The sequence below is a fragment of the Pseudomonas sp. B6(2017) genome (assembly GCF_002112765.1).
In the GTDB taxonomy this organism is placed as follows: Bacteria; Pseudomonadota; Gammaproteobacteria; order Pseudomonadales; family Pseudomonadaceae; genus Aquipseudomonas; species Aquipseudomonas piscis.
On record NZ_NEIQ01000001.1, the window covers coordinates 239424 to 265279 of the forward strand.

The following is a 25856-nucleotide window of genomic DNA, read 5'->3' on the forward strand; positions in this document are numbered from 1 at the left end:
CTATCCGCGCTTGATCGAGGCCAGGGGATGCTCTGGCGGATAGGTGGGAGTGATGGGTTTCTTCGCGCCGAGCATCACGCACATCAGCGCGTCCTCGTCGCCGATATTGATTTCCTCGCGGTAGACCCCTGGCGGTACCGAGACCAGATCGCGCTCGTTAAGGATGGTTTCATACCGCTCGCCGTCCTTTTCCAGCACCAGCTTGAGCTTGCCGCGCAGGACGAAGAACACTTCCTCCACATCGATATGCAGGTGTGGCGGACCTTCGTGGCCAGCGGGAATGACCATGGTGGAGAAGGTGAAGTGCTCGGCCGCCACGGTATTGGCGTCGTTGTTCACCCCGGTGCCACCGGTGCCGATGTAGCGCATTTGCGCGCGCCGGTACTTGGGGTCGTAGTCGGCCTGGAACTTCAGCGCGTTCCAGTCGTACTTGCGGGTCTGGTAGCGGGCGATGCGGGTGTTCATCCAGCTTTCCAGGCTGGCTCCCGCAGGGCGGTCCCAGCTCTTGGCTTGATGGTTCGCGGATAGATCGGTCATGGCGGTCTCCATTCAGGGCATGACGAACCCGCCGTTGACCGGCAGGGTTTGTCCAGTGATGAAGCGGGCAAGGTCGGACAGCGCGAACAGCACCGCGCCGCTGACGTCCTCGGGAAGCTGAGCGCGCTGCAGGGCACGCTGGTCGCGGTACAGGAGGTGGCGGGCTGTGGGCACGTAGGCGGTGGCTTCCACCTGTACCAGGCCCGGGGCGATGGCGTTGACGGTGATTGCGTCGGCGCCCAGCTCCCGGGCCAGGCTGCGGGTCATGGCGATGATCGCGCCCTTGCTGGCGACATAGGCCAGCAGGTTCGGCGCACCCCACAGCGGGGTATCCGAGGCCAGGTTGACGATGGCCCCGCGTCCACTGGCGCGCAGGGCCGGCAGGCAGCCCCTGGTCATCAGCCAGGTGCCGCGCACGTTGACCTGCATGACCTGGTCCCAGGTCTCGAGGCTCAGTTGTTCACAGCTCTTGCCGCCGGAGTCGGTGATCGAGGCATTGTTCACCAGGCCATCCAGGCCACCGAGCAGATCGATGGTCCGCGCGATGCATGCCTCGACGGCGACCGGGTCGGCCAGGTCCAGGGCCAAGGCGTGGACGTGCAGTTCCTGGCGGCGCAACTCGGCGGCGGCTTGTTGCACCTGCTGTTCGCGGATGTCGGCGATGACCACCCGGGCCCCGGCGCGGCCGATGGCCTCGGCGAAGGCGTAGCCCAGGCCGCGGGCTCCGCCGGTAACCAGGACTCGGCGGCCCTGGAGCAGTCCGGTCGAGGTATTCATCATTGGCTACTCAGCATGGCTTTGGGCAGGTAGTGCAGGACGCGCTTCTCGGCCCAGACCACGGCGCCGTAGGCCACCACCCCGATCAGGGTCAGCATGGCGATGGCGACGAACACCCCGGCGGTATTGCCCTGGCCTTCGGCGTCCACCAGCAGGAAGCCCAGGCCCTGGTTGCCGCCTACCAGCTCGCCGACGGTGACGCCGATCACCGCCAGGGTCGAAGCGATGCGCAAGCCGGAGAACAGTGCGGCCATGGCGGAAGGAAACTCCACCAGGCGGAAGATCTGCCAGCGGCTGGCGCTCATGGTGCGTACCAGGTTGATCATGTCCGGGTCGACGGTACGGATCGCCGACAGCACGTTGATCATCACCGGGAAAAACACGATCAGGATGGCGATCAGGATCTTCGGGTAGACGGTGTAGCCCAGCCACATCACGAACAGCGGCGCGAAGGCCACCTTGGGGGCGATCTGCAGGGCCAGGATGTATGGCGAAAGCACGGCCTCGGCGGTGGGCGAAAGCCCCAGGGACACGCCGATGGCCAGGCCCAGCAGGGCTCCGAGACAGAAGCCGACGATGATTTCCAGGGCGGTGAGCAGCGTGTGCTGCCAGAGGTTGCCGGTTTGCCACATCACCAGGCTTTCCTGAAGCACGCGGCTGAGCCTGGGCATGACGAATTCGGGCATTCCCAGAAGCCCCGGGCCCCATTGCCAGAGCAACAGGAACACCAGGAGCAGGGCGACGCTGCCGAGCACTGAGTTATGGGCAAGGGTTTTCATCCTGGTCGCTACCTCGAAGGTTCCGGCCGTCATTGCGCGGCCATGGGGCTGTCGATGAACTGATTGGTGTAGAGGTCCTCCAGACGTGGTGCCTGGCTGACGATGCCTTCGCTGACGTAGAACTGGCGTATCTGCTCCATGCGCTGCGGGTCGATATGCCCCAGTACCTGCTGGCTGGCGTAGACGTGCTCGACGTAGAGCCGCAGGACCCGCTCCACGGCCTCTTCCTTGCCGGCGTAGGCGGGTACCGCCTTGACGAAGACCCGGGCGGCGTCCCGAGGGTCCTGGATGACGTCGCGCATGCCTTGCAGGGTGGCCTGGACCACTCCACGCACCAGTTCCGGCTGCTCGCGGATCGCCTTGTCGGAGGCGAGGATCGCCTGGGCCATGCTTTCGAAGAGGGGAATCAGTCGCACCTCGACCCCGGCGTTCTCGACATTGGTCACCCAGTCCGGCGACGCCGCCATGGCCTGGGCCTTGCCGGCGGCGAACAGCTGCCAGACCCCGGAGGGGCCGGCGGCCTGGATGTCCACGTCGTTCTTGCCCAGGCCGACTTTGCGCAGGGAGGCGAGCAGGGAGTAGTAGATGTTGTCCGAGTAGGACATCACGGTCATGGTCTTGCCCTTCAGGTCGGCGATGCCGGCGATCCCGGCACCTCGTCGCGTCGCGACCTGGGCCAGCCCGCCGTTGCCCAGCAGCGCCACGGCCCGGACCGGGATGTCGTTGGCCCGGACCACGATGGAGGTCTCGCCCATGGCGCCGCCTATCAGGGCGTTGCCGGCACCGAGTTGCTTGGCGACATCGACTCCGCCCTTGGCGGCGATGAAATTCAGTTCGAGGTCATGGGCGGCGTAGTAGCCTTTCTCCTTGGCGATGATCCAGGGGGCGAAGGCCGGCAGGTTGGGCGGCGCCGGCAGCAGGTAGGTGACCTTCACCGGTGCGGCCAGCACTCCCTGGGCCAGGCTCAGGCCGAGCGCGATGGCTGCGGCCTGGGCGAATCTTTGAAGCAGCGACTTGGGCATGGGGAACTCCTGAAAGCGTTGCTGGGGTGGATCAATGCAATTCGAGGTCTTGGCCGACTTGCAGCAACTCCATCAGGCGCCCCACCAGTGGCCCGATCTGCGGCAACTTGCGGCGTTCCAGCGGGTTGTCCCGCAAGGGCAGGTCGATGGGGATTTCCTCGACGATGGTTCCCGGACGGGCACTCATGACCAGCAGCCGGTCGGACATGGCGATGGCTTCGATCAAGTCGTGGGTGATGAACAGGGCGGTCTTGTTGCTGTCGGCGAGCATGCGCGCCATGTCCTGCTGCAGGATCATCTTGGTCTGGGCATCGAGGGCCGAGAACGGCTCGTCGAGGAACAGCACCTGGGGATCGACCGCCAGGGTCCGGGCCAGGGCCGCGCGCTGGCGCATGCCCCCGGACAGCTGGAATGGATAGTGTTCGGCGAACCCCTTGAGGTGGCAGCGTTCCAGCAGGTCGTTGGCCACTGTCGCGCGGGTGGCGATGTCCACGCCCTGGATCTCCAGCCCCAGTTCGACGTTGCGGCGGATGCTGCGCCAGGGCATCAGCAGATCCTTCTGCAACATGAAGGCGACCTGGCGTACGGGGCCGGTGACCGCTTCGCCGCCGACCAGGACTTCGCCTTCGCTGGGCAGGTAAAGGCCTGAGCCCATGTTCAGGAGGGTGCTCTTGCCACATCCCGATGGGCCGATGATCGAGACCACTTCGCCCTTGCGGATCTTGAAATTCACATTGCGAATGGCGAAGGCGGAATTGGATTGGCCTTTGTTAGGAAAACTCTTACCAACGTTTCGGAATTCTATTTCCGTAAGTCCCGGTTCTTCTCTAGGAAGTTGCGGATTGCATTGTTGGGCGACGGCATACATCTCTTTCACAGCCATGGGAATTATTCTCTGGTCTGTTTTTTAGGTGATACGCCGTTTAGTGCATGAACAATGCCAGTGAAATACTCTTCGGCTTGATAGTCTGGTTTGGCCTTTTATATCAATTGGTTGTGAGTTTTTAGTTGTATTTTTAATGTTTTATATATGAAACGCTGTTTATTATCTGGCACGAAAATTCCCAGCGCCGCGAGACACTCTATGAATGGAGGTTGTTCCAGGTAACGCGATTTTATTAATTAATGGGTTATTTGTTTTATATGTGAAACGGCGCAAGTAAGAGTTCTTGATGTTGCAAGCTCAAAGAGTTGTCGGAGGGTAGTTGCCCATTGATGCGCATGAGCTGAACAAGAGGCGCTGGCAGGTTTCCAGCAGGCACTGGTCCAGATTCTGCATTGGCGCCCGCGGCGTGGCGCAGCTTCAGGCCGGGAATTGTTCAAGGTGCTCTTGCACCCACTGCACCAGGCGTTCGTCCAGCTGGGGCAGGTGTTGGCGATAGGCGTCCTGGCAGGCGCAGAACCCTGGGTCCTGGTTGATCAGGTTCGTCAGTTCGATTGGGGCTGTTGCGGGCTTGTGGACAGCGCGTAGGTGGTCTTGGCGCCGGCTGGCCTGCTCCAGGCTATCGGCGAGGGCATGTTGTTGGAGCTGGCGAAATTGGGCGAGGGCTTCGGGCAGGTGGAAGTACAGGGCGCTATCGAAGCCTTCCCAGCTTTCGTAGGCCAGCCACTCGTGGAGCACCATGAAGCAGCGCAGTGCTGGAGGCAGTTGCGCCAGCTGGTCGAAGTCCAGCCAGTACTGGCGGGGCAACGCCTGGGCGGTTTCGATGGCCTGGGCGATCAGGTCCACGGCCTGGCCCGGGTCCCGATGATGCTTGCGCAGGATGCGCTGCGTCAGGGTGAAGCGCGCTTGTTCTATAGCGTGCAGGGCGCGGTTCAGGTCGTACTCGGCGCCATGCAGGTACTCCCGGGCTTGTTCGGCGGGCAGGCCGGTCTTTTCCACCAGCACCTGCAGCAGCTCAGTTTTGTAGAGCTCGGCTGCTTGCTGCGGATCGCCTGCGCAGCGTGCGAGCAGTGCCTGGGCGTGGCGCAGGCCGATGGGGATCAGGGCGCGTAGCTGTTGCAGGGCATGGGTGTGCGTCGGGTCCATCGACAGGGTGCCTCGGGGGTGGAGCGGCGGATTATCCACCGTGTTGGCCGATTGTGCTTGGTCAAAACCTGGATCGGTGGCCGTCGTCGCATGCGAGCAGCGTTCTTGCCGAGGGAATCGCGGTACCTGGTTTGCGGCCACTGCGGTGCCGTTCGCAGACTCGCGCTTGGCAGCGGCTACAGGATCGAGGCGCGGTTGGGGCGGGCGAGTGCCGTGGCAGGGAAAATCCCAGGCAAAAAAAAGGGCCTGGAGACGAATCTCCAAGCCCTCAAAAGGTGAGAGGTGTCTAGTCCCTCAACCTGGTGAGCGGTGTTGCATGTTTCGGTGTCGCGGCGGTTACGCCTTCAGCGGAACCAGGCGCGGGGCAATCATGTTTTCCGGACGCAGGATGTCGTCGAGCATGGCGTCGTCCAGCAGGCCTTCTTCGCGAACCAGTTCCAGTACGCCGCGGCCGCTTTCCAGGGCGATGCGGGCGATACGGGTGGCGTTTTCGTAGCCGATGTACGGGTTCAGCGCGGTGACCAGGCCAATGGAGTGCTCAACCAGCTCGCGGCAACGGGTTTCGTTGGCGGTGATGCCGGTGATGCAGTGCTCGCGCAGCATGTCCATGGCGCGTTGCAGCAGGCGGATCGAGTCGAAGATCTTGAAGGCGATCAGCGGCTCCATCACGTTCAGTTGCAGCTGGCCGCCTTCGGCCGCGATGGTCAGGGCCAGGTCGTTGCCGATGATCTGGAACGCCACCTGGTTGACCGCTTCCGGGATAACCGGGTTGACCTTGCCGGGCATGATCGAGCTGCCGGGCTGGCGCGCTGGCAGGTTGATCTCGTTGATGCCGGTACGCGGGCCGCTGGACAGCAGGCGCAGGTCGTTGCAGATCTTCGACAGCTTGACCGCGGTGCGCTTGAGCATGCCGGAGAACAGCACGAAGGCGCCCATGTCGGAGGTGGCTTCGATCAGGTCGGCCGCCGGGACCAGCGGTTGACCGCTGATGGTGGCCAGGCGTTGCACGGCCAGGTTCTGGTAGCGCGGGTCGGCGTTGATGCCGGTGCCGATGGCGGTACCGCCCAGGTTGACTTCGGTCAGCACTTCCGGCGCCAGGGTCTTCAGGCGGGCCAGGTCTTCACCCAGGGTGGTGGCGAAGGCGTGGAACTCCTGGCCGAGGGTCATCGGCACGGCGTCTTGCAGCTGGGTACGGCCCATCTTCAGGACGTGGCTGAACTCTTCACCCTTGGCGGCGAACGACTGGATCAGGCTGTCGAGGCTGGCCAGCAGTGCGTCGTGACCCAGCAGCAGACCCAGGCGGATCGCGGTCGGGTAGGCGTCGTTGGTCGACTGCGCCATGTTCACGTCGTTGTTCGGGTGCAGGTACTGGTATTCGCCCTTGCTGTGGCCCATGGCCTCCAGCGCGATGTTGGCGATGACTTCGTTGGCATTCATGTTGGTCGAAGTGCCAGCGCCGCCTTGAATCATGTCCACCACGAACTCTTCGTGGAAGTCGCCGCGGATCAGGCGGGCACAGGCCTCGCTGATGGCCGCGTGCTTGGCCTCGCTCAGGTGACCCAGTTCGCGGTTGGCGTCGGCAGCTGCCTGCTTGACCATCGCCAGGGCCACGACCAGTTTTGGGTAATGCGAAATCGGAACGCCCGAGAGGCGGAAGTTGTTTACCGCTCGCAGGGTCTGGATGCCGTAATACGCTTGAGCCGGTACTTCGAGTACGCCAAGCAGATCTTTTTCTGTGCGGAAAGATGCAGCGGAGGACATGACGGAAATCATCTCGGTAGGGACCCGGTCAGTGCCGGGAGCGCTGCGAATCCTAGGGCTAAGGGAAATTTTGGGCCAATGCTGTTAAACACTGGCCTATGCATATTCGGCATAATGCCCGTGTGACGCCGCGTTGCCGGCAAGCGTGTGACCTAAAATGGTGCGTGTCCGGGAGGACGTGATGAATCTGGAAAGCAAATGGCTCGAGGACTTCAGTGCCCTGGCCGCCACCCGTAGCTTCTCGCAGGCCGCCGAGCGCCGCTTCGTGACCCAGCCGGCGTTCAGCCGGCGCATCCGCAGCCTGGAGGCCGCCTTGGGCCTGACCCTGGTCAATCGCTCGCGCACGCCGGTGGAGCTGACGGCCGCCGGCCAACTGTTCCTGGTGACGGCGCGCACGGTGGTCGAGCAGCTCGGCGAGGTAGTGCGCCATTTGCACCACCTGGAAGGCGGGCAGGGCGAGGTGATGCAGGTGGCGGCGGCCCACTCCCTGGCCCTGGGCTTCTTCCCGCGCTGGATCGCGCAACTGCGCAACGAGGGCCTGAACATTGCCACTCGGCTGGTGGCGACCAACGTCGGTGATGCGGTACACGCCCTGCGTGAAGGCGGCTGCGACTTGATGCTGGCCTTCTATGACCCGGACGCAGCCTTGCAGATGGATTCGGAAATCTTCCCTTCGCTGCACCTGGGGCACACCGAGATGCTTCCGGTCTGCGCCGCCGATGCCCAGGGCAAGCCGCTGTTCGACCTGGAGGGCGAGTCCAGCGTGCCGCTGCTGGCCTACAGTGCCGGAGCCTTCCTCGGGCGCTCGGTCAATTTGCTGCTGCGCCAGCGCAACCTGCGATTCACCACCGTCTACGAGACCGCCATGGCCGATAGCCTCAAGAGCATGGCCCTGGAAGGCCTGGGCATCGCCTGGGTCCCCCAGTTGAGCGTGCGCGCCGAGCTGGCCCGGGGCGAACTGGTGGTGTGCGGTGGTGCGCAGTGGCACGTGCCGCTGGAGATTCGCCTGTACCGCTGCGCCCTGGTGCGCAAGGCCAACGTGCGCCTGCTGTGGCGCAAGCTGGAGAGCGCCGCGGGGCAGGGCACGAGCAACCCGTGACCTTGTAGCCGCTGCTGAGCCGGCGAGGCTGCGACAAGGCCTGCTGGGCCTCCGGGTAGATGGCCGGCTGGACCTTTCTGCGATCGCTGCGCGCCTTTGCGCAGCCTGCGGCAGCCGCTACGAGAAACCGCCAGGGTCGCAGGGATTTCCAATGCGGGGCGGCTGACTTCAAAGTCAATAAAACCGGGCCTTTGGGCAAAAAAGGCCGGGGTGTCGCAGGTGGTCGGTGAGCGTGCGTTGCGAACATTTTTTTGGGTATACTGCGCGGCCTCCAGCCGGTTCGCCTGGCTAGAATTCGTACAACAAGCCACGCCATTCGCGTGGCTTGTTGTTTTTTGACGCGCCTGCGGGCGCCCAGAGAGAAAGAGGCACGACGATGAGTGCACTGGTTGGCGTGATCATGGGCTCCAAGTCCGATTGGTCCACCCTTAGCCACACCGCGGATATGCTGGACAAGCTCGGCATTCCCTACGAGGTGAAGGTGGTTTCTGCACACCGCACCCCGGACCTGCTGTTCCAGTACGCCGAAGAAGCCGAGTCGCGCGGCATCGAGGTGATCATCGCCGGCGCCGGTGGCGCGGCCCATTTGCCGGGCATGTGCGCGGCCAAGACCCACCTGCCGGTGCTGGGCGTGCCGGTGCAGTCCTCGATGCTCTCGGGCGTGGATTCGCTGCTGTCGATCGTGCAGATGCCCGCTGGCATCCCGGTGGCGACCCTGGCCATCGGCAAGGCCGGTGCGATCAACGCCGCCCTGCTCTCGGCGAGCATCCTGGGCGCCAAGCACCCGCAGTTCCATGCGGTGCTGAAAAAATTCCGTGCTGAACAGACAGACAGCGTCCTGGACAATCCAGACCCGCGCGTCGCCTGAGGTCGTTGACGATGAAGATCGGTGTAATCGGTGGCGGCCAGCTGGGCCGCATGTTGGCCCTGGCGGGAACCCCGCTGGGAATGAACTTCGCTTTCCTCGACCCGGCCCCGGATGCCTGCGCAGCCGCCCTGGGCGAACACCTGCGGGCCGATTATGGCGACCAGGACCACCTGCGCCAGCTGGCCGACGAGGTGGACCTGGTGACCTTCGAATTCGAGAGCGTGCCGGCCGAGACCGTGGCCTTCCTGTCGCAATTCGTGCCGGTCTACCCGAGCGCCGAGGCGCTGCGCATCGCCCGTGACCGCTGGTTCGAGAAGAGCATGTTCAAGGACCTGGGGATTCCCACCCCCGAGTTCGCCGACATCCAGTCCCAGGCCGACCTGGACGCCGCAGTGGCGCGCATCGGCCTGCCGGCGGTGCTCAAGACCCGGACCCTGGGCTACGACGGCAAGGGCCAGAAGGTCCTGCGCAGCGCTGCCGATGTCGAGGGCACCTTCGCCGAGCTGGGCAGCGTGCCGTGCCTGCTGGAAGGCTTCGTGCCGTTCACTGGCGAAGTCTCGCTGATCGCCGTGCGTGCCCGTGATGGCGAGACCCGTTTCTACCCGCTGGTGCACAACACCCACGACAGCGGCATCCTGCGCCTGTCGGTGGCCAGCAGCGATCACCCGTTGCAGGCGCTGGCCGAGGATTATTCCAGCCGCGTGCTCAAGCAACTGGACTACGTGGGTGTGATGGCGTTCGAGTTCTTCGAGGTGGACGGCGGCCTGAAGGCCAACGAAATCGCCCCGCGGGTGCACAACTCCGGGCACTGGACCACCGAAGGCAGCCAGTGCAGCCAGTTCGAGAACCACCTGCGGGCGGTTGCCGGCCTGCCGCTGGGCTCCACCGCCAAGGTGGGCGAAAGCGCGATGATCAACTTCATCGGCGAAGTACCGCCGGTGGACCAGGTGATCAGCATCGACGACTGCCATCTGCATCACTACGGCAAGGCCTTCAAGGCCGGGCGCAAGGTCGGCCATGCCAACCTGCGCTGCGCCGACCAGGCGACCCTGCAGGCGCAGATCCTCAAGGTCCAGGCGCTGGTCGCCAAGTAACAAATCCACCGGCTGGCGGGAACCTTCGTTTCCCGCCGTTCTCTGATAGCAGGATGCCAAGGCGCTGACTAGGCTTTGGTTTACCCACTCCTACAGAGGAACAGCCATGGGCATTATCGGAACCATTTTCATCGGCTTGATCGTTGGTCTGCTGGCGCGTTTCCTCAAGCCGGGAGACGACAGCATGGGCTGGATCATGACCATCCTGCTGGGTATCGGCGGTTCGCTGGCGGCCACCTACGGCGGCCAGGCGCTGGGTATCTACCAGGCTGGCCAAGGTGCCGGTTTCTTCGGGGCGCTGGTGGGCGCGATCGTGCTCCTGGTGATCTACGGCTTCATCAAGAAGAACTGAGCCGGTGCGTCGGTCCCCCTTCGCCGCTCGCGCGGAGGGGGCGATTTTCTTCATCTGAAACTTCAACGCAGCCCATGGTTTGGGCACTAGAATGCCCGCCTTCTTCCGTCCTTTCCCTTGACCGAGCCCCACCCTCATGCGTCGTCTCTTGTTGACCCTCGTTCTGCTGGGCTGCGGCCTGGCCCAGGCTGCCGAACTGCCGGAAACCGACTGGCTGGAACTGATGCCCAAATCGGACCAGAAAGCCCTGGAACAGATGCCGGAAATCGATCACAACTCGCCTGAAGCCAACGGCACCTTCACCCAGAAAGGTGGCTTGAAACAGAGCAAGGGCCTACCAGCGGTGATGTATTCGACCAAGACCGTGGCGGCCATGAACGGCAAGCAGATCCGCATCGGTGGCTACCCGGTGCCATTGGAGGCCGATGCCAAGGGTCACAGCACGCTGTTCTTCCTGGTGCCATACCCGGGGGCCTGCATCCACGTGCCGCCACCTCCGCCCAACCAGCTGGTGCTGGTGCGTTTTCCCAAGGGCGTGAAGCTCGATGATATCTACACCCCCCTGTGGGTGACCGGCACCCTGAAGGTCGAGAAGGTCAGCAACGATCTGGCGGACGCCGCCTACGCCCTGGACGCGGCGAAGGTGCGGGTAGTGCAGGATTCGGATCTGTAGCCGATAGGAGGGTTGGCTGCGGGGAAGGAGCGACTCCTTCCCCATGGCCTGCAGTCAGAGCGCGAGGCTGTCGATGCTCACGCTCAAGGTGTGGCTGGCGCCGGGAGCCAGGGTCACGATGTCGTCCATGACGTTGGCGGTCTCGATGCACAGCATGCGCTGCCAGCCATCGTCGGCCATGTCGCTGAACTGCGCGGCGCGAGCGATCCATGGGTTCCAGATCACCGCAGTGCGCGAGCCCTGGCTGGCCAGGCGGATGCGCCGCTGCCACTGCGGGTCGACGATCGCCAGCTGCGCCGGCGCATCCAGGTAGATGCGGTCGGTCTCCCCGGCAAAATGCAGGTCGCCGTCCTGGCGCTTGGTCGTCCAGTCTTCCAGGGTCTCGATGTAGTCCAGCCCGTCCACGCCCTCGACATGCACCTGGCGCACGTCGCTGACCGCGAAGTAGCTGTGCAGCGCCTGGCTGATGCTGACGCTTTGATTGCCCAGGTTGTGGCTGCTCAGGCTGATGTGCAGTTGCTGGTCGAGGCGGATGAGCAAGCTGGGTTCCACCTGGTGCGGCCAGCCGGGAAAACCTCCGGCGGGGCAGGGCAGGCGCAAGCGCACCAGCAGGCTGTCGCCTTCGCTCTCGATGCCTTGCAGTTCCCAGTCGGTGGCGCGTACCAGGCCGTGGGCCGGTGCCGCGTCGTCGCCCTGGCGCATGGCCTGCACGCTTTGCGGATTGCGCGCGAAGTTGCCGAACCACGGCCAGCACACCGGGACGCCGGCGCGGATGCTCTTGCCGGTCTTGAACTGCGCTTCTTCGTTCAGCCAGATCAGCGGCGGTTGCCCGGCCACCTGGTAGCTGAGGATGTGCGCGCCCTGCTGGGCCACCAGCAGTTCGGCATCGCCGTGGCGGATGCGCCAGCAGTTCAGTTGGTCCAGTTGTACTGTTTCAACGTGGGGCGTAGGCATGGCGGTTCTCGTTCAGAAGGCTTGGGCTGCCATGGACTTCCAGGCAGCCTGCGGGTTCAACGTGCCCTGGGCGGGACCGAGCGGGTACGACCGCTGCCGTCGATGGCGACGAACACGAATACCGCCTCGGTGACTTTGCGCCACTCGCTGGACAGCGGATCGTCGCTCCACACTTCCACCATCATCTGGATCGAGCTGCGGCCGATCTCCAGGGTCTGGGTGTAGAAGGACAATTGCGCGCCGACGGCCACCGGTACCAGGAACGCCATGCGATCGATGGCCACGGTGGCTACCCGGCCACCGGCGACGCGACTGGCCATGGCGGTGCCCGCCAGGTCCATCTGGGCCACCAGCCAGCCGCCGAAAATATCGCCGAAACCGTTGGTTTCACGTGGCAGGGCGGTGATTTGCAGGGCCAGGTCGCCTTGCGGGATTGGATCTTCTTGTTCGAGCTCTATCATGCCGAGGGGCCTCTGACCCGTGACGCTTCATGGGTACTTCAGGTGAATAGCCGTCTTCAGGAAAAACGATTCAGCCCGAACATACTACGTTCGTCACGTTCTTTCGAAGGCGTGCTAGCGGGAAACTCTGCGAAACCGGCTGCTCATGCACAGGAAGAAGCATTGCGCGCCGGGCACCTGGAGTGGGGCATGCACTGGTATTCCTGTCTGGTCTTGCTGGCGCCGGGCGGTTGCCGGCGGTCATGAGTATAACGACGTTTTCGCACAACAACCCTTGCCGGGAGCGGCTTTGCGCGCCGGGCCCTGCGAGTATATCGGTCGATAGACTCCGCGACGACCCGTCTGGTTCGCAATTTTGTGCGTCATTTGTGCGTCGCTGTGTAGGTATTCGAACAATTTGCTATCGTGCCGAACCTGCCAGGCCCCAACCAGAGCTGTTGCGGCTTCCAGAACCAACTAATAAGAGAAGCCCCTTGCCATGACCACTGTGCCCTCCAGCGCCGCGCAAGCAGCGCCTCCCGCTCGTCCCTTGACTCGTAGTGACTACAAGACTCTTTCGCTGTCCGCCCTGGGCGGCGCGCTGGAGTTCTATGACTTCATCATCTTCGTGTTCTTCGCCACCGTGGTGGGCAAGCTGTTCTTCCCGGCGGACATGCCCGAATGGCTGCGCCTTATGCAGACCTTCGGCATCTTCGCCGCGGGCTACCTGGCCCGGCCCCTGGGCGGGATCGTCATGGCCCACTTCGGCGACCTGCTGGGGCGCAAGAAGATGTTCACCCTGAGCATCTTCATGATGGCGGTGCCGACCCTGATCATGGGCCTGCTGCCCACCTACGAGCAGATCGGCCTGTGGGCACCGGTGCTGCTGTTGCTGATGCGGGTGATCCAGGGTGCGGCCATCGGTGGCGAAGTGCCCGGGGCCTGGGTGTTCGTTTCCGAGCACGTACCGGCGCGGCACATCGGCTATGCCTGCGGCACCCTGACCTCGGGGCTGACTGCCGGCATCCTCCTGGGCTCGCTGGTGGCCACGGCCATCAACAGCATCTATACCCCGGAAGAAGTGACGGCCTATGCCTGGCGCGTGCCGTTCCTGCTGGGCGGGGTGTTCGGCCTGTTCTCGGTGTACCTGCGTCGCCTGCTCCACGAGACCCCGGTATTCGCCGAGCTGCAACTGCACAAGGCCCTGGCCCAGGAGCTGCCGCTGCGGGCGGTGCTGCGTGACCACCGCGGCGCGATCCTGATCTCCATGCTGCTGACCTGGCTGCTGTCGGCCGGGATCATCGTGGTGATCCTGATGACCCCCACCGTGCTGCAGACGGTCTACAAGTTCTCGGCGATCACCGCCCTCGAGGCCAACAGCCTGGCCATCGTGTTCCTGAGCCTGGGCTGCGTGCTGTTCGGCAGCCTGGCCGACCGTTTCGGCGCCGGGCGGGTATTCGTCTTCGGCAGCCTGCTGTTGCTGGCCTCGTCCTGGGTCTTCTACCACGTGCTGCAGGACAACCCGCACCTGCTGTTCCCGCTCTACGCCCTGACCGGCCTGTGCGTCGGCCTCGTCGGCGCGGTGCCCTACGTGATGGTGCGGGCCTTCCCGGCGGCGGTGCGCTTCAGCGGTCTGTCGTTCTCCTACAACCTGGCCTACGCGATCTTCGGCGGGCTGACGCCGATGGTGGTGACCTGGATGCTCAAGAGCAGCCCCATGGCGCCGGCCTACTACGTGGCGATCATCTGCGGCATCGGCCTGCTCTCGGGGCTGTATCTGTGGAAAAAGGGTCGCTGAAACCTGCAGCCGTACCTGCATGAACGGCGCGCTGCGGCGCTTGTGAAAAAAAGGCCGGCTCGCGGGTATCGCGATGCTGGCCTTTCATCTAATTGTCATATTCCGGACATAGAGTGTTCACACGGCCTACAGATACTTGGCCCCGACTTAACACACCCTATCTGCTAGGAGTAAGGCATGAAACTGAAGCGTTTGATGGCGGCAATGACCTTCGTCGCCGCTGGCGTTGCGACTGCCCACGCGGTTGCCGCTGTCGACCCTGCTATCCCGAGCTACACCAAGACCACTGGTGTGTCGGGCAACCTGTCCAGCGTCGGTTCCGATACCCTGGCCAACCTGATGACCCTGTGGGCCGAGCACTACAAGAAAGAATATCCGAACGTAAACATCCAGATTCAGGCCGCTGGCTCCGCCACCGCGCCACCCGCGCTGACCGAGGGCACCTCCAACCTGGGCCCCATGAGCCGCAAGATGAAGGACACCGAGCTGGCCGCCTTCGAACAGAAGTACGGCTACAAGCCAACCGCCATCCCGGTTGCCGTGGACGCCCTGGCCGTATTCGTGCACAAGGACAACCCGATCCAGCACCTGACCATGGAACAGGTCGACGCGATCTTCTCCTCGACCCGCCTGTGCGGTGCCAAGGAAGAAGTGAAGACCTGGGGCGACCTGGGCGTGAAGGGCGACCTGGCCAACAAGCCAGTGCAGCTGTTCGGTCGCAACTCGGTATCCGGCACCTACGGCTACTTCAAGGAAGAAGCCTTGTGCAAAGGCGACTACAAGCCTAACGTCAACGAGCAGCCAGGTTCGGCTTCGGTCGTGCAGTCCATCAGCTCCTCGCTGAACGGCATCGGCTACTCGGGCATCGGCTACAAGACCGCCAGCGTGAAGACCGTGGCCCTGGCCAAGAAAGGCAGCAGCGACTTCATCGAAGACACCGAAGAAAACGCCCTGAACGGCAAGTACCCGCTGTCGCGCTTCCTGTACGTCTACGTCAACAAGGCCCCGAACAAGCCTCTGGCCCCGCTGGAAGCCGAGTTCGTGAAGCTGGTCCTGTCCAAGCAGGGTCAGGAAGTGGTCGTGAAGGACGGTTACATCCCACTGCCAGCCAAAGTCGCCGCCAAGGCCCTGGCTGACCTGGGTCTGAAAGAGGGCGCATAAGCCGCCGCCGAAGGTCCGGCCTGGCCGGACCTTCTTGCAGCAGCCGGCCACTGGGTCAACTGCCCCGGCCGGCTCCTGTCACCTCCATTTTCTGTCCGCTGCCGGCCCAGCCATGCGGCGGATTTGTTGCGTCACTGCATTGTCATCTTTCTGTCATACAGGATCGCTAGGGTGTGCGCATGAATGATCTGGCCAATTCCACCATGACTACGACTTCTCCCCCCAAGCGCATTGACTTCAATACGCCTGAACTGCAACGCAAGCGCCGCATCCGTGCGCTCAAGGACCGCCTGACCCGTTGGTACGTCCTCGTCGGCGGCCTGGCCGTCCTGGCGGCGATCACCCTGATCTTCTTCTTCCTGGCCTACGTCGTCGCCCCGCTGTTCCAGGGCGCCGAGCTGACCTCCAAGGACCCCCTGACGCCCGCCTGGATGCAAGACGCCGGCAAGCCCCTGATGTTCTCCCTGGAAGAGCAGAACCAGGTCGGCATGCGCGTTTCCGACAAGGGCCAGGCGCTGTTCTTCGATATCGATAACGGCGCCGAGCTGCGCAAGGTCGACCTGCCGATCCCTGCGGGCACCCGCGTCACCTCCATCGGCAAGGACCAGCCCGGTATCCCCATGGTGGTGGTCGGCTTGTCCAACGGCCAGGCCCTGGTGTTGCGCCACACCTACAAAGTCAGCTACCCGGATGGCAAGAAGACCATCTCCCCGGCGATCGAATACCCCTACGGCGAAGCCCCGATCACCCTCAATGCAGAAGGCGGCGCGCTGGAGCACGTCAACCTCAACGCCAGCGATACCACGCTGGTGCTGGCCGGCTCCACCGGCTCGCAGCTGCATGTGCTGAAGCTCTCGCGCGAAGAAAACATGATGACCGGCGAGGTCACCAGCGAGCAGAGCGCCATCGACCTGCCGCAGATGACCGAACCGGTCAAGGCCATGTACATCGACCCACGCCAGCAGTGGCTGTACGTGATCAACGGTCGCGCCCAGGCCGACGTCTTCAGCCTGCGGGACAAGAGCCTCAACGGTCGCTACAAGCTGCTGGAAGACGCCAACACCGAAGTCACCGCCAGTGCCCAATTGGTGGGCGGTATCTCGCTGATCATCGGTACTTCCAAAGGTGGCTTGGCCCAGTGGTTCATGGCCCGCGACCCGGACGGCGAGCTGCGCCTGAAGCAGATCCGCACCTTCCAGATGGGCACCGCGCCCATCGTCGAAATCACCGCCGAAGAGCGCCGCAAGGGTTTCGTCGCCCTGGACGCCGCCGGCAAGCTCGGGGTCTTCCACAGCACCGCCCACCGCACCCTGCTGGTGGACCAGGTGGTGGATGGCCAGGGCCTGTTCGGCCTGTCGCCTCGCGCCAACCGGGTGATCGTCGAGGCCGGTGGCAAGCTGCAACCCCTGGTGCTGGACAACCCGCACCCGGAAGTGTCCTGGAGCGCGCTGTGGAGCAAGGTCTGGTACGAGAACTACGACGAGCCCAAGTACGTCTGGCAGTCCACGGCGGCCAACACTGACTTCGAGCCCAAGCTGAGCCTGTCGCCGCTGACCTTCGGCACCTTGAAGGCCGCCTTCTACGCCATGCTGCTGGCGGCCCCGCTGGCCGTGGCCGCGGCGATCTACACCGCCTACTTCATGGCCCCCGGCATGCGCCGCAAGGTCAAGCCGGTGATCGAGCTGATGGAGGCGATGCCGACGGTGATCCTCGGCTTCTTCGCCGGCCTGTTCCTGGCGCCCTATGTCGAAGGCCACCTGCCGGGCATCTTCAGCCTGCTGGTGCTGCTGCCGATCGGCATCCTGGTGGCCGGCTTCACCTGGAGCCGGCTGCCCGAGTCTCTGCGCCTGAAGGTGCCGGACGGCTGGGAGAGCGCGATCCTGATCCCGGTGATCATCCTGGTCGGTTTCCTCTCGCTGTACCTGAGCCCGTTCATGGAGAACTGGTTCTTCGGCGGCGACATGCGCATGTGGATCTCCCACGACTTAGGCATCACCTACGACCAGCGCAACGCCCTGGTGGTGGGCCTGGCCATGGGCTTCGCGGTGATCCCGAACATCTACTCCATCGCCGAAGACGCCGTGTTCAGCGTGCCCCGTGGCCTGACCCTGGGCTCCCTGGCCCTGGGCGCCACCCCATGGCAGACCATGACCCGCGTGGTGATCCTCACCGCCAGCCCGGGCATCTTCTCGGCCCTGATGATCGGCATGGGCCGCGCCGTGGGCGAGACCATGATCGTGCTGATGGCCACCGGCAACACCCCGGTCATGGAGATGAACCTGTTCGAAGGCCTGCGCACCCTGGCGGCCAACGTCGCGGTGGAAATGCCGGAATCGGAAGTCGGCGGCAGCCACTACCGCGTGCTGTTCCTCTCGGCGCTGGTGCTGCTGTTGTTCACCTTCATCATGAACACCCTCGCCGAGCTGATCCGTCAGCGTCTGCGCAAGAAATACTCGTCGCTTTAAGAAAGGTAGAAGTCTGTGAAACAGAACTCCCTCAAAGACTGGTTCAAGAGCGGCGCCCCCGGCGTCTGGATCAGCGGTGGCGCAGTGTCCATCGCGGTCATCATGACCATCGGCCTGCTGGCGGTGATCGCCGTGCGCGGCCTGGGCCACTTCTGGCCGGCGGACCTGGTGCATGCCAGCTACGACGTGCCTGGCCAGGCCAATCACCTGGTCGTCGGTGAAGTGGTGCAGAAGGAAGAAGTGCCTCGGGCCCGCCTGAAGAGTGCCGGCTTGCCGGTGCCCGACCAGGGCCCCGAGTTCATGACCCGCGAGTTGCTCAAGGTGGGCAACCGCGACCTGAACGGCAGCGATTTCACGTGGATCGTCGGCGAATGGCTGACCAACCAGAGCTACCCCAAGGAACTGATGGCCATCGAGCGCCGTGAGTGGGGCAACTTCTACGGCTACCTGGTCAACGTCAAGGAAAACGGCAAGGTGGTCGCCGAGGGCGAAGCCGCCTGGCCCGAGCTGCAGGCGCGGATCGACCGGGTGAACAAGCTGGCGACCCAGCTCAAGAGTCTGGAGAAGTCCGACATCGGCGCGATCAACGCCGGCCTGGAGCGCATCCGCCTGCACGGTCGCAAGCTGGAACTGGCTGGCAAGCTGGATGCCGCCGCCCAGGCCGACATGGATGCCGAGCGCGCCGAACTCAACGCCCGCTACCAGGACATCGAGGCCCGCTTGAGCGAGCTGCATACCCAGTTCAACCGCGACAGCCTGACCGCCCGCGATGCCAACGGCAAGGAAGTGGAGATCGGCCTGGGCAAGGTGGTGCATGCCTACCAGCCGAACGCCATGGGCACCTTCACCAAGGTTGGCTTCTACTTCAGCAAGGTCTGGGAGTTCCTCAGCGACGACCCGCGGGAAGCCAACACCGAGGGCGGGATCTTCCCGGCCATCTTCGGCACCGTGATGATGACCCTGATCATGGCCATGATCGTCACGCCGTTCGGCGTGCTGGCGGCGGTCTACCTACGTGAATACGCCAAGCAGAACGCCCTGACCCGGGTGATCCGCATCGCGGTGAACAACCTGGCGGGCGTACCGGCTATCGTCTACGGCGTGTTCGGCCTGGGCTTCTTCGTCTACGTGCTGGGCGGGTCCCTGGACCGCCTGTTCTTCCCTGAGGCACTGCCGGCGCCGACCTTCGGTACCCCGGGCCTGCTCTGGGCATCCCTGACCCTGGCGCTGCTGGCGGTGCCGGTGGTGATCGTGGCCACCGAGGAAGGCCTGGCGCGGATCCCGCGGACCGTGCGCGAAGGCTCCCTGGCCCTGGGCGCGACCAAGGCCGAGACCTTGTGGAAGATCGTCCTGCCCATGGCCAGCCCGGCGATGATGACCGGCATGATCCTCGCCGTGGCCCGTGCCGCCGGCGAAGTGGCGCCGCTGATGCTGGTGGGTGTGGTGAAGCTGGCGCCGTCGCTGCCGGTGGATGGCAACTACCCGTACCTGCACCTGGACCAGAAGATCATGCACCTGGGCTTTCATATCTACGACGTCGGCTTCCAGAGCCCCAACGTCGAGGCCGCGCGGCCGCTGGTGTACGCAACCGCGTTGCTGCTGGTGCTGGTGATCGCCGTGCTCAACCTGTCGGCGGTATGGATCCGTAACCACCTGCGCGAGAAGTACAAGGCGCTGGACAGCTAAAGCCATTAGCCACAAGCGGCAAGCTACAAGCCGCTTTTGCTCAAAACTTGCGGCTTGCAGCTAGAAGCTTGCAGCTACGAACGGAGTGAGACCGATGCAACACGAAACCCATACCCACGGCATCAACATGTCCGCCCTGGGTCGCGACAAGCAGAGCTTGAGCCTGGAGCAGGAAACCGTGGCGATCGAAGTGCCCGGCCTGAGCCTGTTCTACGGCGAGAAGCAAGCGCTGTTCGACGTCAGCATGAACATTCCCAAGCAGCGCGTAACCGCCTTCATCGGCCCGTCCGGCTGCGGCAAGTCGACCCTGCTGCGCACCTTCAACCGCATGAACGACCTGGTGGACGGTTGCCGCGTGGAAGGCGCCATCAACCTGTACGGCAACAACATCTACCGCAAGGGCGAGGACGTGGCCGAGTTGCGCCGCCGGGTGGGCATGGTGTTCCAGAAGCCCAACCCGTTCCCCAAGACCATCTACGAGAACGTGGTCTATGGCCTGCGCATCCAGGGCATCAACAAGAAGCGCGTGCTCGACGAAGCCGTGGAGTGGGCACTCAAGGGCGCGGCCCTGTGGGATGAGGTCAAGGATCGCCTGCACGACTCGGCCCTGGGCCTGTCCGGTGGTCAGCAGCAGCGCCTGGTGATCGCCCGCACCATCGCCGTGGAACCGGAAGTGCTGCTGCTGGACGAACCCTGCTCGGCCCTGGACCCGATCTCGACCCTGAAGGTCGAGGAACTGATCTACGAGCTCAAGTCCAAGTTCACCATCGTCATCGTGACCCACAACATGCAGCAGGCGGCGCGGGTCTCGGACTACACCGCGTTCATGTACATGGGCAAACTGGTGGAATTCGGCGACACCGACACCCTGTTCACCAATCCGGCCAAGAAACAGACCGAAGACTACATCACCGGACGCTATGGCTAGGAGCAGCTACAAGCCGCAAGCTTCAAGCGGCAAGACAGAAGCGGTAGGCGATATCCGGATCAATATTTAACTGCTTGAAGCTTGCGGCTTGAAGCTTGCAACTTTCGCGGAGCGAACCATGATTTCGAAGGAAGGCTTAACCCATCACATCTCTCAGCAGTTCAATGCCGAGCTGGAAGAGGTGCGCAGCCACCTGCTGGCCATGGGCGGGCTGGTGGAGAAACAAGTCAATGACGCCGTCACCGCGCTGATCGAGGCCGACTCCGGGCTGGCCCAGCAAGTGCGCGAGATCGATGAGCAGATCAACCAGATGGAGCGCAACATCGACGAGGAATGCCTGCGCATCCTCGCCCGTCGCCAGCCTGCGGCTTCCGACCTGCGCCTGATCATCAGCATCTCCAAGTCGGTGATCGACCTGGAGCGCATCGGCGACGAAGCCACCAAGATCGCCCGTCGGGCCATCCAGCTGTGCGAGGAGGGCGAGGCCCCACGTGGCTACGTCGAAGTGCGGCATATCGGCGACCAGGTGCGCAACATGGTGCGTGACGCGCTGGACGCCTTCGCCCGGTTCGACGCCGAACTGGCCCTGTCGGTAGCCCAGTACGACAAGATCATCGACCGCGAGTACAAGACCGCGCTGCGCGAGCTGGCCACCTACATGATGGAAGACCCGCGCTCTATCTCGCGGGTTTTGAGCATCATCTGGGTATTGCGCTCGCTGGAGCGGATCGGCGATCACGCGCGCAACATCTCCGCGCTGGTGATCTACCTGGTGCGTGGCACCGATGTGCGCCACCTGGGCCTCAAGCGCATGAAGGAAGAAGTTGAAGGACCGGCTGGCGATTCGGCTAATGTTCCGGGTGAAGCTGACGATAATTAAGATTGCCCGAGAAGAGCGCCCGGCCTTTTGGCCGGGCGTTTTTGTTTGCGGTCCTTGAATTTGAAAAGCAGCACCCGCGAACGAAAAGTCCCGGCGTGACTGAAGAGTTTTGGCAAAGTGCCATCAGCCAGCGTTATGCTTGCCGGGATTTTTAGAGGGGTGGTCGATGAGTAAGGTAAGTGTGTTGGTGGTGGACGACGCGTCGTTCATTCGTGACCTGGTGAAGAAGTGCCTGCGCAACTACTTCCCGGGCATCAAGATCGAAGACGCGGTCAACGGCAAGAAGGCCCAGGCGATGCTCGCCCGCGAAGCCTTCGACCTGGTCCTGTGCGATTGGGAAATGCCGGAAATGTCCGGCCTGGAACTGCTGACCTGGTGCCGTGGCCAGGAAGCGCTCAAGGCCATGCCGTTCGTCATGGTGACCAGCCGGGGCGACAAGGAAAACGTGGTGCAGGCGATCCAGGCCGGGGTTTCCGGCTATGTCAGCAAGCCCTTCACCAACGAACAGCTGCTGACCAAGGTCAAGCAGGCGCTGAACAAGGTCGGCAAGCTCGACACCCTGATGAACAGCGCTCCGACCAAGATGAACTCCGCCTTTGGCAACGATTCCCTGAGCGCCCTGACCGGCGGCAAGGCCGAGGTGGTCGCCCCGGCTGCGCGGCCAGCCGCTCCGGCAGCCGCTGCACCAGCCCCGGCTGCGGCGCCATCCCGTGGCCTGCTCAACAGCCCACCGGTCAAGGCACCTGCCGCCGCCGCTGCCGCCAGTGGCGGCCGTGGCCAGGGCCAACTGCGCCTGCCTGGCGGCACCCAGCCTTGCGTGATCAAGGCCCTGAGCATCAAGGAAGCGCTGTTGGTGGTGAAGCGCACCGATAACCTGCCGCAGGTGCTGGACAGCGCAGTACTGGATCTGGAGCAGGGCGAGAACGCCGAAGTGGCCCGGCTCAATGGCTACCTGCATGCGGTAGTGGCGCACGAACCGAAGCCCGACAGCGAGTGGCTGCAGCTGACTTTCCGCTTCGTCGACCAGGATGCGCAGAAGCTGGACTACATCTCGCGCCTGATCGCCCGCGGCACCGCGCAGAAGCACTTCGTTCCAGGCGCGGGCTGATCCTCGCCGGCCGCTTCGCTGTAGGAACTGCCAAGCCCGCTCCTACAGCGAAGCGCAAATCTGCTGAAAACACTTTTCCACGCCGATTTTCTGCCAGCCACCCAGGCCAGCGGCTGCGTTATCCCCAATCCCGCCAACAATCCGCACCTTCGGCTGCAACCCCAGGCCACAGGGGCTTGACCGTTCCTCCCGCCACCTTCCGCCGTACGTCTGATTAACTGTCCTGCACTTGATTTATATCTATTTGGATATAAATTGCCGGAAGCGCTCTACCTGATTCACCCTTTGCAGCCATGCGTTGAAACAACCCCGTGCGGCCAGCCCTGGCAGTCTTGATTAGCCTTGTTCCTGGTCACTGACAGGAGAAGTTCGATGCCCAGGCACAAGGATGTGGTGTTTGTCGGGAGCGCGCTGCGGGATCTCAGGGCATTCCCTGAAGATGCCCGTCGGGCTGCCGGGTTTCAGCTGGATCTGCTGCAGCAGGGCGAACAGCCCTACGATTGCAGGCCGGTGAAAACCATCGGCCCGAGTGTCTTCGAAATCAGGATTCATGAAGATTCAGGGGCGTTTCGGGTGTTTTATGTGGTCAGGCGGCCTGCAGCCATCTATGTGCTGCACGCGGTGCGCAAGACTACCCGCAAGACCGAAGCGCGGGATATCGAGCTGGCTCGTGCCAGATTTCAGCAAGCAGGTTCATGCCATGACTGACCAACAGATCAACCCGCGCTTTGCCAGCGTCTGGGATGCCCTTGAAGCCACCCCCCAGGAGGCCGCCAACATGCGCCTGCGGGCCAAGCTGATGCTGGAGCTGGGCAAGACCGTGCAGGCCTGGGGGCTGTCGCAGAAGGAGGCGGCCAAGCGTCTCAACATCACCCAGCCCCGGCTCAACGATGTGCTTAGCGGCAGGATCAACAAGTTCTCCCTCGATGCGCTGGTCAACCTCTGCGAGGCCGCGCAACTGGGGGTGGAGATCCGCTTCGACGTGGGCGGTATTGGGCCCCTGGCACCCGCCTGATTCATACAAGCTCCATATCAGGCTGCTAGCATGGTTTTTCCCCTGCCAAGAAACTGCTCAATGTTCGTACGCCTGCTGTTCCTCTGCGGCTTGTCCATGGTCGCCAGCTCGCTGGCGGCGATGACGGTCTACAAGTCCGTCGACGCCGACGGTGTAGTGTCCTACAGCGACCGGCCTTCGCCGGGAGCGCAGGCGTTCGTGTTCCGCGATCGCATGGAGGAACACCTGGAGCGCCAGGTGCGGCTGGATATCCAGAAACACAGGGGCGTGGATGCGCTGTACGTGCGCAACGACCTGCATGGGCCGGTGGAGGTGGAGCTGGGGTTCGCCAGCCTGAGCAACGTCAGCGGCGCGCCGGCGCAGCCGATCCGCCGGGTGCTGCCAGCCCGCAGCAGGCAGCGCCTGGCGCTCTTGACGGCGACCCGGGCCGACCAGCCCTTGAGCTATGTCCCAAGGTTTCGTTACTCCCTGGGCGACCCGGGAGGAGCCGTGCAGGCCTACCGCTACCCCTTGCCCTGGCGGGGTGGGCCGTTTCGCCTGACCCAGGGCGCCAACGGCCAGTACAGCCATTCCAGCCCCAAGAGCCGTTATGCGATGGACATCGCCATGCCGGTGGGTACGCCGATCATCGCGGCCCGAGGTGGGATGGTGGTCAAGACCGAGAACGCCCAGAGCGGTCGGGGCGACAACCCGGCCGGCAACTTCGTCCGGGTGCTGCACGACGACGGCACCATGGGCGTGTACCTGCATCTCAAGCAAGGTTCGGTGAGCGTGCGCGAGGGCCAGCGGGTGGCGGTGGGCAGCCCGCTGGGGCTGTCGGGCAATACCGGCAACAGCAGCGGGCCGCACCTGCACTTCGTGGTGCAGCGCAATACCGGGTTGGGGCTGGTGTCGATTCCCTATCAGTTCGACCAGCCCCTGGGGGATTTGCCGAACTTCGCCCTGGGCAATAAATAGGGCGTGAGTGGCCGGCCGGCTCGCACAGGAGCCGACCGGTGCGGGCTCGATCAGTCGAGCATCAGGACCTTGGCCAGGATGATCTTCGGCCCCTTCATCTTCTTGATGATGATGCGCAGGCCTTCGACTTCCAGCACTTCTTCCTCTTCAGGCACCCGTTTCAGGGTCTCGTACACCAGGCCCGCGAGGGTTTCGGCCTCGATATGGTCCAGGTCGATGCCCAGCAGGCGCTCGACCTTGAACAGCGGGGTGTCGCCGCGTACCAGCAGCTTGCCCGGCTGGTAGGCGAGGATGCCGCGCTCGGTCTTGCGGTGTTCGTCCTGGATGTCGCCCACCAGCACTTCCAGCACGTCTTCCATGGTCAGGTAGCCGATCACCTTGCCGTCGGCTTCCTCCACCAGGGCGAAGTGCGAGCCGCCCTTGCGGAACTGCTCCAGCAGCTGGGACAACGGCATGTGCCGCGATACTCGCTCGAGCGGGCGGGTCAGCTCGGCCAGGTTGAACGACGCCGGGATATGGTCCAGCGCCGCCAGCTCCAGCAGCAGGTCCTTGATGTGCAGCAGGCCGACGAACTCGTTGCGCTCGCTGTCGTAGACCGGGTAGCGGCTGAACTTGTGGCGGCGGAACAGCGCCAGGACTTCCTTGAGGGGCGCCGTGGACTCGACGCTGATCAGGTCTTCCCGGGAGTTGGCCCAGTCCACCACTTCCAGCTCGCCCATCTCCACCGCCGAGGCCAGTACCCGCATGCCTTGGTCGCTGGGGTCCTGGCCACGGCTGGAGTGCAGGATCAGCTTGAGCTCTTCACGGCTGTAGTGGTGCTCGTGGTGCGGGCCGGGCTCGCCCTGGCCGGCGATGCGCAGAATGGTGTTGGCGCTGGCGTTGAGCAGGTAGATGGCCGGGTACATCAGCCAGTAGAACAGGTACAGCGGTACCGCCGTCCATAGCGACAGCAGCTCTGGCTTGCGGATCGCCCAGGACTTGGGCGCCAGCTCGCCGACCACGATGTGCAGGTAGGAAATGATGAAGAACGCGGTGAAGAACGATACGCCGCGGATCACTTCCGCAGAGTTGACGCCCACGGCGCCCAGCAGCGGTTCCAGCAGGTGGGCGAAGGCCGGCTCGCCGACCCAGCCCAGGCCCAGGGAGGCCAGGGTGATGCCCAACTGGCAGGCCGACAGGTAGGCGTCCAGCTGGCTGTGTACGGTGCGCAGGATCTGCCCGCGCCAGCCGTTCTTGTGGGCGATGGCCTCGACCCGGGTCGAGCGCAGCTTGACCATGGCGAACTCCGCCGCCACGAAGAAGCCGTTGAGCAGGACCAGGAGCAGAGCGAAGACAATCATGCCGAAGTCGGCGAACAGAGACGCGAGGGTAAAACCAGGGGAAGGGTCCATGATGGGGTTTTGCGGATTCCATGTATTCGAAAAGAGGGTGACACGGTGCCTGGAGGGCAGGCACAAGCTACGCAATGTAGCG

25 protein-coding genes are annotated in these 25856 nt (G+C 63.7%); 15 read left to right on the forward strand and 10 right to left on the reverse strand.

What is annotated here, in order from left to right; all coding sequences use genetic code 11:
- The 7 genes from CAG11_RS01170 to aspA all read right to left on the reverse strand — a co-directional run bounded on the left by CAG11_RS01170 (position 1) and on the right by aspA (position 6905).
- Entirely contained in the window at positions 1 to 537 is a 537-nt protein-coding gene (locus CAG11_RS01170; protein WP_085594132.1) for a cupin domain-containing protein, read from the reverse strand.
- Between the two features lie 12 nt (positions 538 to 549).
- Positions 550 to 1314 carry an SDR family oxidoreductase gene (locus CAG11_RS01175; protein ID WP_085594615.1) on the reverse strand — a complete coding sequence of 255 codons (765 nt, stop codon included), beginning with the start codon at positions 1312 to 1314 and terminating at the stop codon, positions 550 to 552.
- A complete protein-coding gene (locus tag CAG11_RS01180; protein ID WP_085594135.1) occupies positions 1314 to 2093 on the reverse strand; it encodes an ABC transporter permease in 780 nt (259 codons plus the stop codon). The genes CAG11_RS01175 and CAG11_RS01180 overlap by 1 nt, the downstream gene beginning before the upstream one ends.
- Positions 2094 to 2122: 29 nt before the next feature.
- Complete coding sequence (locus CAG11_RS01185; protein WP_085594137.1) at positions 2123 to 3115, reverse strand: ABC transporter substrate-binding protein; 993 nt, start codon at positions 3113 to 3115, stop codon at positions 2123 to 2125.
- Between the two features lie 31 nt (positions 3116 to 3146).
- Entirely contained in the window at positions 3147 to 3983 is an 837-nt protein-coding gene (locus CAG11_RS01190; protein ID WP_256578553.1) for an ABC transporter ATP-binding protein, read from the reverse strand.
- A gap of 435 nt (positions 3984 to 4418) precedes the next feature.
- Positions 4419 to 5144, reverse strand: coding sequence for a hypothetical protein (locus tag CAG11_RS01195; protein WP_085594141.1), 726 nt, complete (start codon positions 5142 to 5144; stop codon positions 4419 to 4421).
- A gap of 336 nt (positions 5145 to 5480) precedes the next feature.
- A complete protein-coding gene (gene aspA / locus CAG11_RS01200) occupies positions 5481 to 6905 on the reverse strand; it encodes an aspartate ammonia-lyase (protein ID WP_068578453.1) in 1425 nt (474 codons plus the stop codon).
- Positions 6906 to 7086: 181 nt separating this feature from the next.
- Between aspA and CAG11_RS01205 the strand changes: the two genes are divergently transcribed.
- The 5 genes from CAG11_RS01205 to CAG11_RS01225 all read left to right on the forward strand — a co-directional run bounded on the left by CAG11_RS01205 (position 7087) and on the right by CAG11_RS01225 (position 10991).
- Positions 7087 to 8004 carry a LysR substrate-binding domain-containing protein gene (locus CAG11_RS01205; RefSeq protein WP_022641920.1) on the forward strand — a complete coding sequence of 306 codons (918 nt, stop codon included), beginning with the start codon at positions 7087 to 7089 and terminating at the stop codon, positions 8002 to 8004.
- Positions 8005 to 8380: 376 nt separating this feature from the next.
- Positions 8381 to 8872 carry a 5-(carboxyamino)imidazole ribonucleotide mutase gene (gene purE, locus CAG11_RS01210; RefSeq protein ID WP_022641919.1) on the forward strand — a complete coding sequence of 164 codons (492 nt, stop codon included), beginning with the start codon at positions 8381 to 8383 and terminating at the stop codon, positions 8870 to 8872.
- A gap of 11 nt (positions 8873 to 8883) precedes the next feature.
- Entirely contained in the window at positions 8884 to 9966 is a 1083-nt protein-coding gene (locus CAG11_RS01215; protein WP_022641918.1) for a 5-(carboxyamino)imidazole ribonucleotide synthase, read from the forward strand.
- A gap of 106 nt (positions 9967 to 10072) precedes the next feature.
- Positions 10073 to 10318: a GlsB/YeaQ/YmgE family stress response membrane protein gene (locus CAG11_RS01220; RefSeq protein ID WP_022641917.1), complete on the forward strand. Its 246-nt coding sequence runs from the start codon at positions 10073 to 10075 to the stop codon at positions 10316 to 10318.
- Positions 10319 to 10454: 136 nt separating this feature from the next.
- Entirely contained in the window at positions 10455 to 10991 is a 537-nt protein-coding gene (locus CAG11_RS01225) for a DUF3299 domain-containing protein (RefSeq protein WP_031320732.1), read from the forward strand.
- A gap of 54 nt (positions 10992 to 11045) precedes the next feature.
- On the opposite strand, the gene CAG11_RS01230 is transcribed toward CAG11_RS01225, so the two are convergent.
- Both CAG11_RS01230 and CAG11_RS01235 read right to left on the reverse strand, forming a co-directional pair.
- Positions 11046 to 11945 carry a D-hexose-6-phosphate mutarotase gene (locus CAG11_RS01230; protein WP_085594143.1) on the reverse strand — a complete coding sequence of 300 codons (900 nt, stop codon included), beginning with the start codon at positions 11943 to 11945 and terminating at the stop codon, positions 11046 to 11048.
- A gap of 56 nt (positions 11946 to 12001) precedes the next feature.
- Positions 12002 to 12406: an acyl-CoA thioesterase gene (locus CAG11_RS01235; protein ID WP_003229628.1), complete on the reverse strand. Its 405-nt coding sequence runs from the start codon at positions 12404 to 12406 to the stop codon at positions 12002 to 12004.
- A 487-nt stretch (positions 12407 to 12893) separates the two neighbouring features.
- Here CAG11_RS01235 and CAG11_RS01240 point away from each other — a divergent pair, with 487 nt between their 5' ends.
- From CAG11_RS01240 to CAG11_RS01285, 10 genes are all read left to right on the forward strand, one after another.
- Positions 12894 to 14183, forward strand: a complete 1290-nt coding sequence (locus CAG11_RS01240) for an MFS transporter (protein ID WP_177409103.1) — start codon at positions 12894 to 12896, stop codon at positions 14181 to 14183.
- A 177-nt stretch (positions 14184 to 14360) separates the two neighbouring features.
- A complete protein-coding gene (locus tag CAG11_RS01245; protein WP_022641895.1) occupies positions 14361 to 15344 on the forward strand; it encodes a phosphate ABC transporter substrate-binding protein PstS in 984 nt (327 codons plus the stop codon).
- A gap of 179 nt (positions 15345 to 15523) precedes the next feature.
- Positions 15524 to 17809 (forward strand): ABC transporter permease subunit, encoded by a 2286-nt coding sequence (locus CAG11_RS01250; protein WP_085594147.1) that lies wholly within the window; start codon positions 15524 to 15526, stop codon positions 17807 to 17809.
- 15 nt (positions 17810 to 17824) lie between these two features.
- On the forward strand, positions 17825 to 19495 hold the full coding sequence (gene pstA, locus CAG11_RS01255) for a phosphate ABC transporter permease PstA (protein WP_085594149.1): 1671 nt from the start codon (positions 17825 to 17827) through the stop codon (positions 19493 to 19495).
- 94 nt (positions 19496 to 19589) lie between these two features.
- Positions 19590 to 20423, forward strand: a complete 834-nt coding sequence (gene pstB, locus CAG11_RS01260; protein ID WP_016964959.1) for a phosphate ABC transporter ATP-binding protein PstB — start codon at positions 19590 to 19592, stop codon at positions 20421 to 20423.
- A 118-nt stretch (positions 20424 to 20541) separates the two neighbouring features.
- On the forward strand, positions 20542 to 21303 hold the full coding sequence (gene phoU, locus CAG11_RS01265) for a phosphate signaling complex protein PhoU (protein WP_022641892.1): 762 nt from the start codon (positions 20542 to 20544) through the stop codon (positions 21301 to 21303).
- Between the two features lie 166 nt (positions 21304 to 21469).
- A complete protein-coding gene (locus CAG11_RS01270) occupies positions 21470 to 22411 on the forward strand; it encodes a response regulator (protein ID WP_085594151.1) in 942 nt (313 codons plus the stop codon).
- Between the two features lie 372 nt (positions 22412 to 22783).
- Positions 22784 to 23119 carry a type II toxin-antitoxin system RelE/ParE family toxin gene (locus CAG11_RS01275; protein ID WP_022641889.1) on the forward strand — a complete coding sequence of 112 codons (336 nt, stop codon included), beginning with the start codon at positions 22784 to 22786 and terminating at the stop codon, positions 23117 to 23119.
- Complete coding sequence (locus CAG11_RS01280; RefSeq protein WP_022641888.1) at positions 23112 to 23426, forward strand: helix-turn-helix domain-containing protein; 315 nt, start codon at positions 23112 to 23114, stop codon at positions 23424 to 23426. Before CAG11_RS01275 ends, CAG11_RS01280 begins: the two co-directional genes overlap by 8 nt.
- A 60-nt stretch (positions 23427 to 23486) precedes the next feature.
- Complete coding sequence (locus CAG11_RS01285; RefSeq protein ID WP_085594153.1) at positions 23487 to 24383, forward strand: peptidoglycan DD-metalloendopeptidase family protein; 897 nt, start codon at positions 23487 to 23489, stop codon at positions 24381 to 24383.
- Positions 24384 to 24433: 50 nt separating this feature from the next.
- Here CAG11_RS01285 and CAG11_RS01290 read toward each other — a convergent pair whose 3' ends face one another.
- The gene (locus CAG11_RS01290; protein WP_022641886.1) at positions 24434 to 25774 is read right to left on the reverse strand and encodes a hemolysin family protein; all 1341 of its coding nucleotides are present in this window, start codon (positions 25772 to 25774) and stop codon (positions 24434 to 24436) included.
- Positions 25775 to 25856 lie beyond the last annotated feature (82 nt).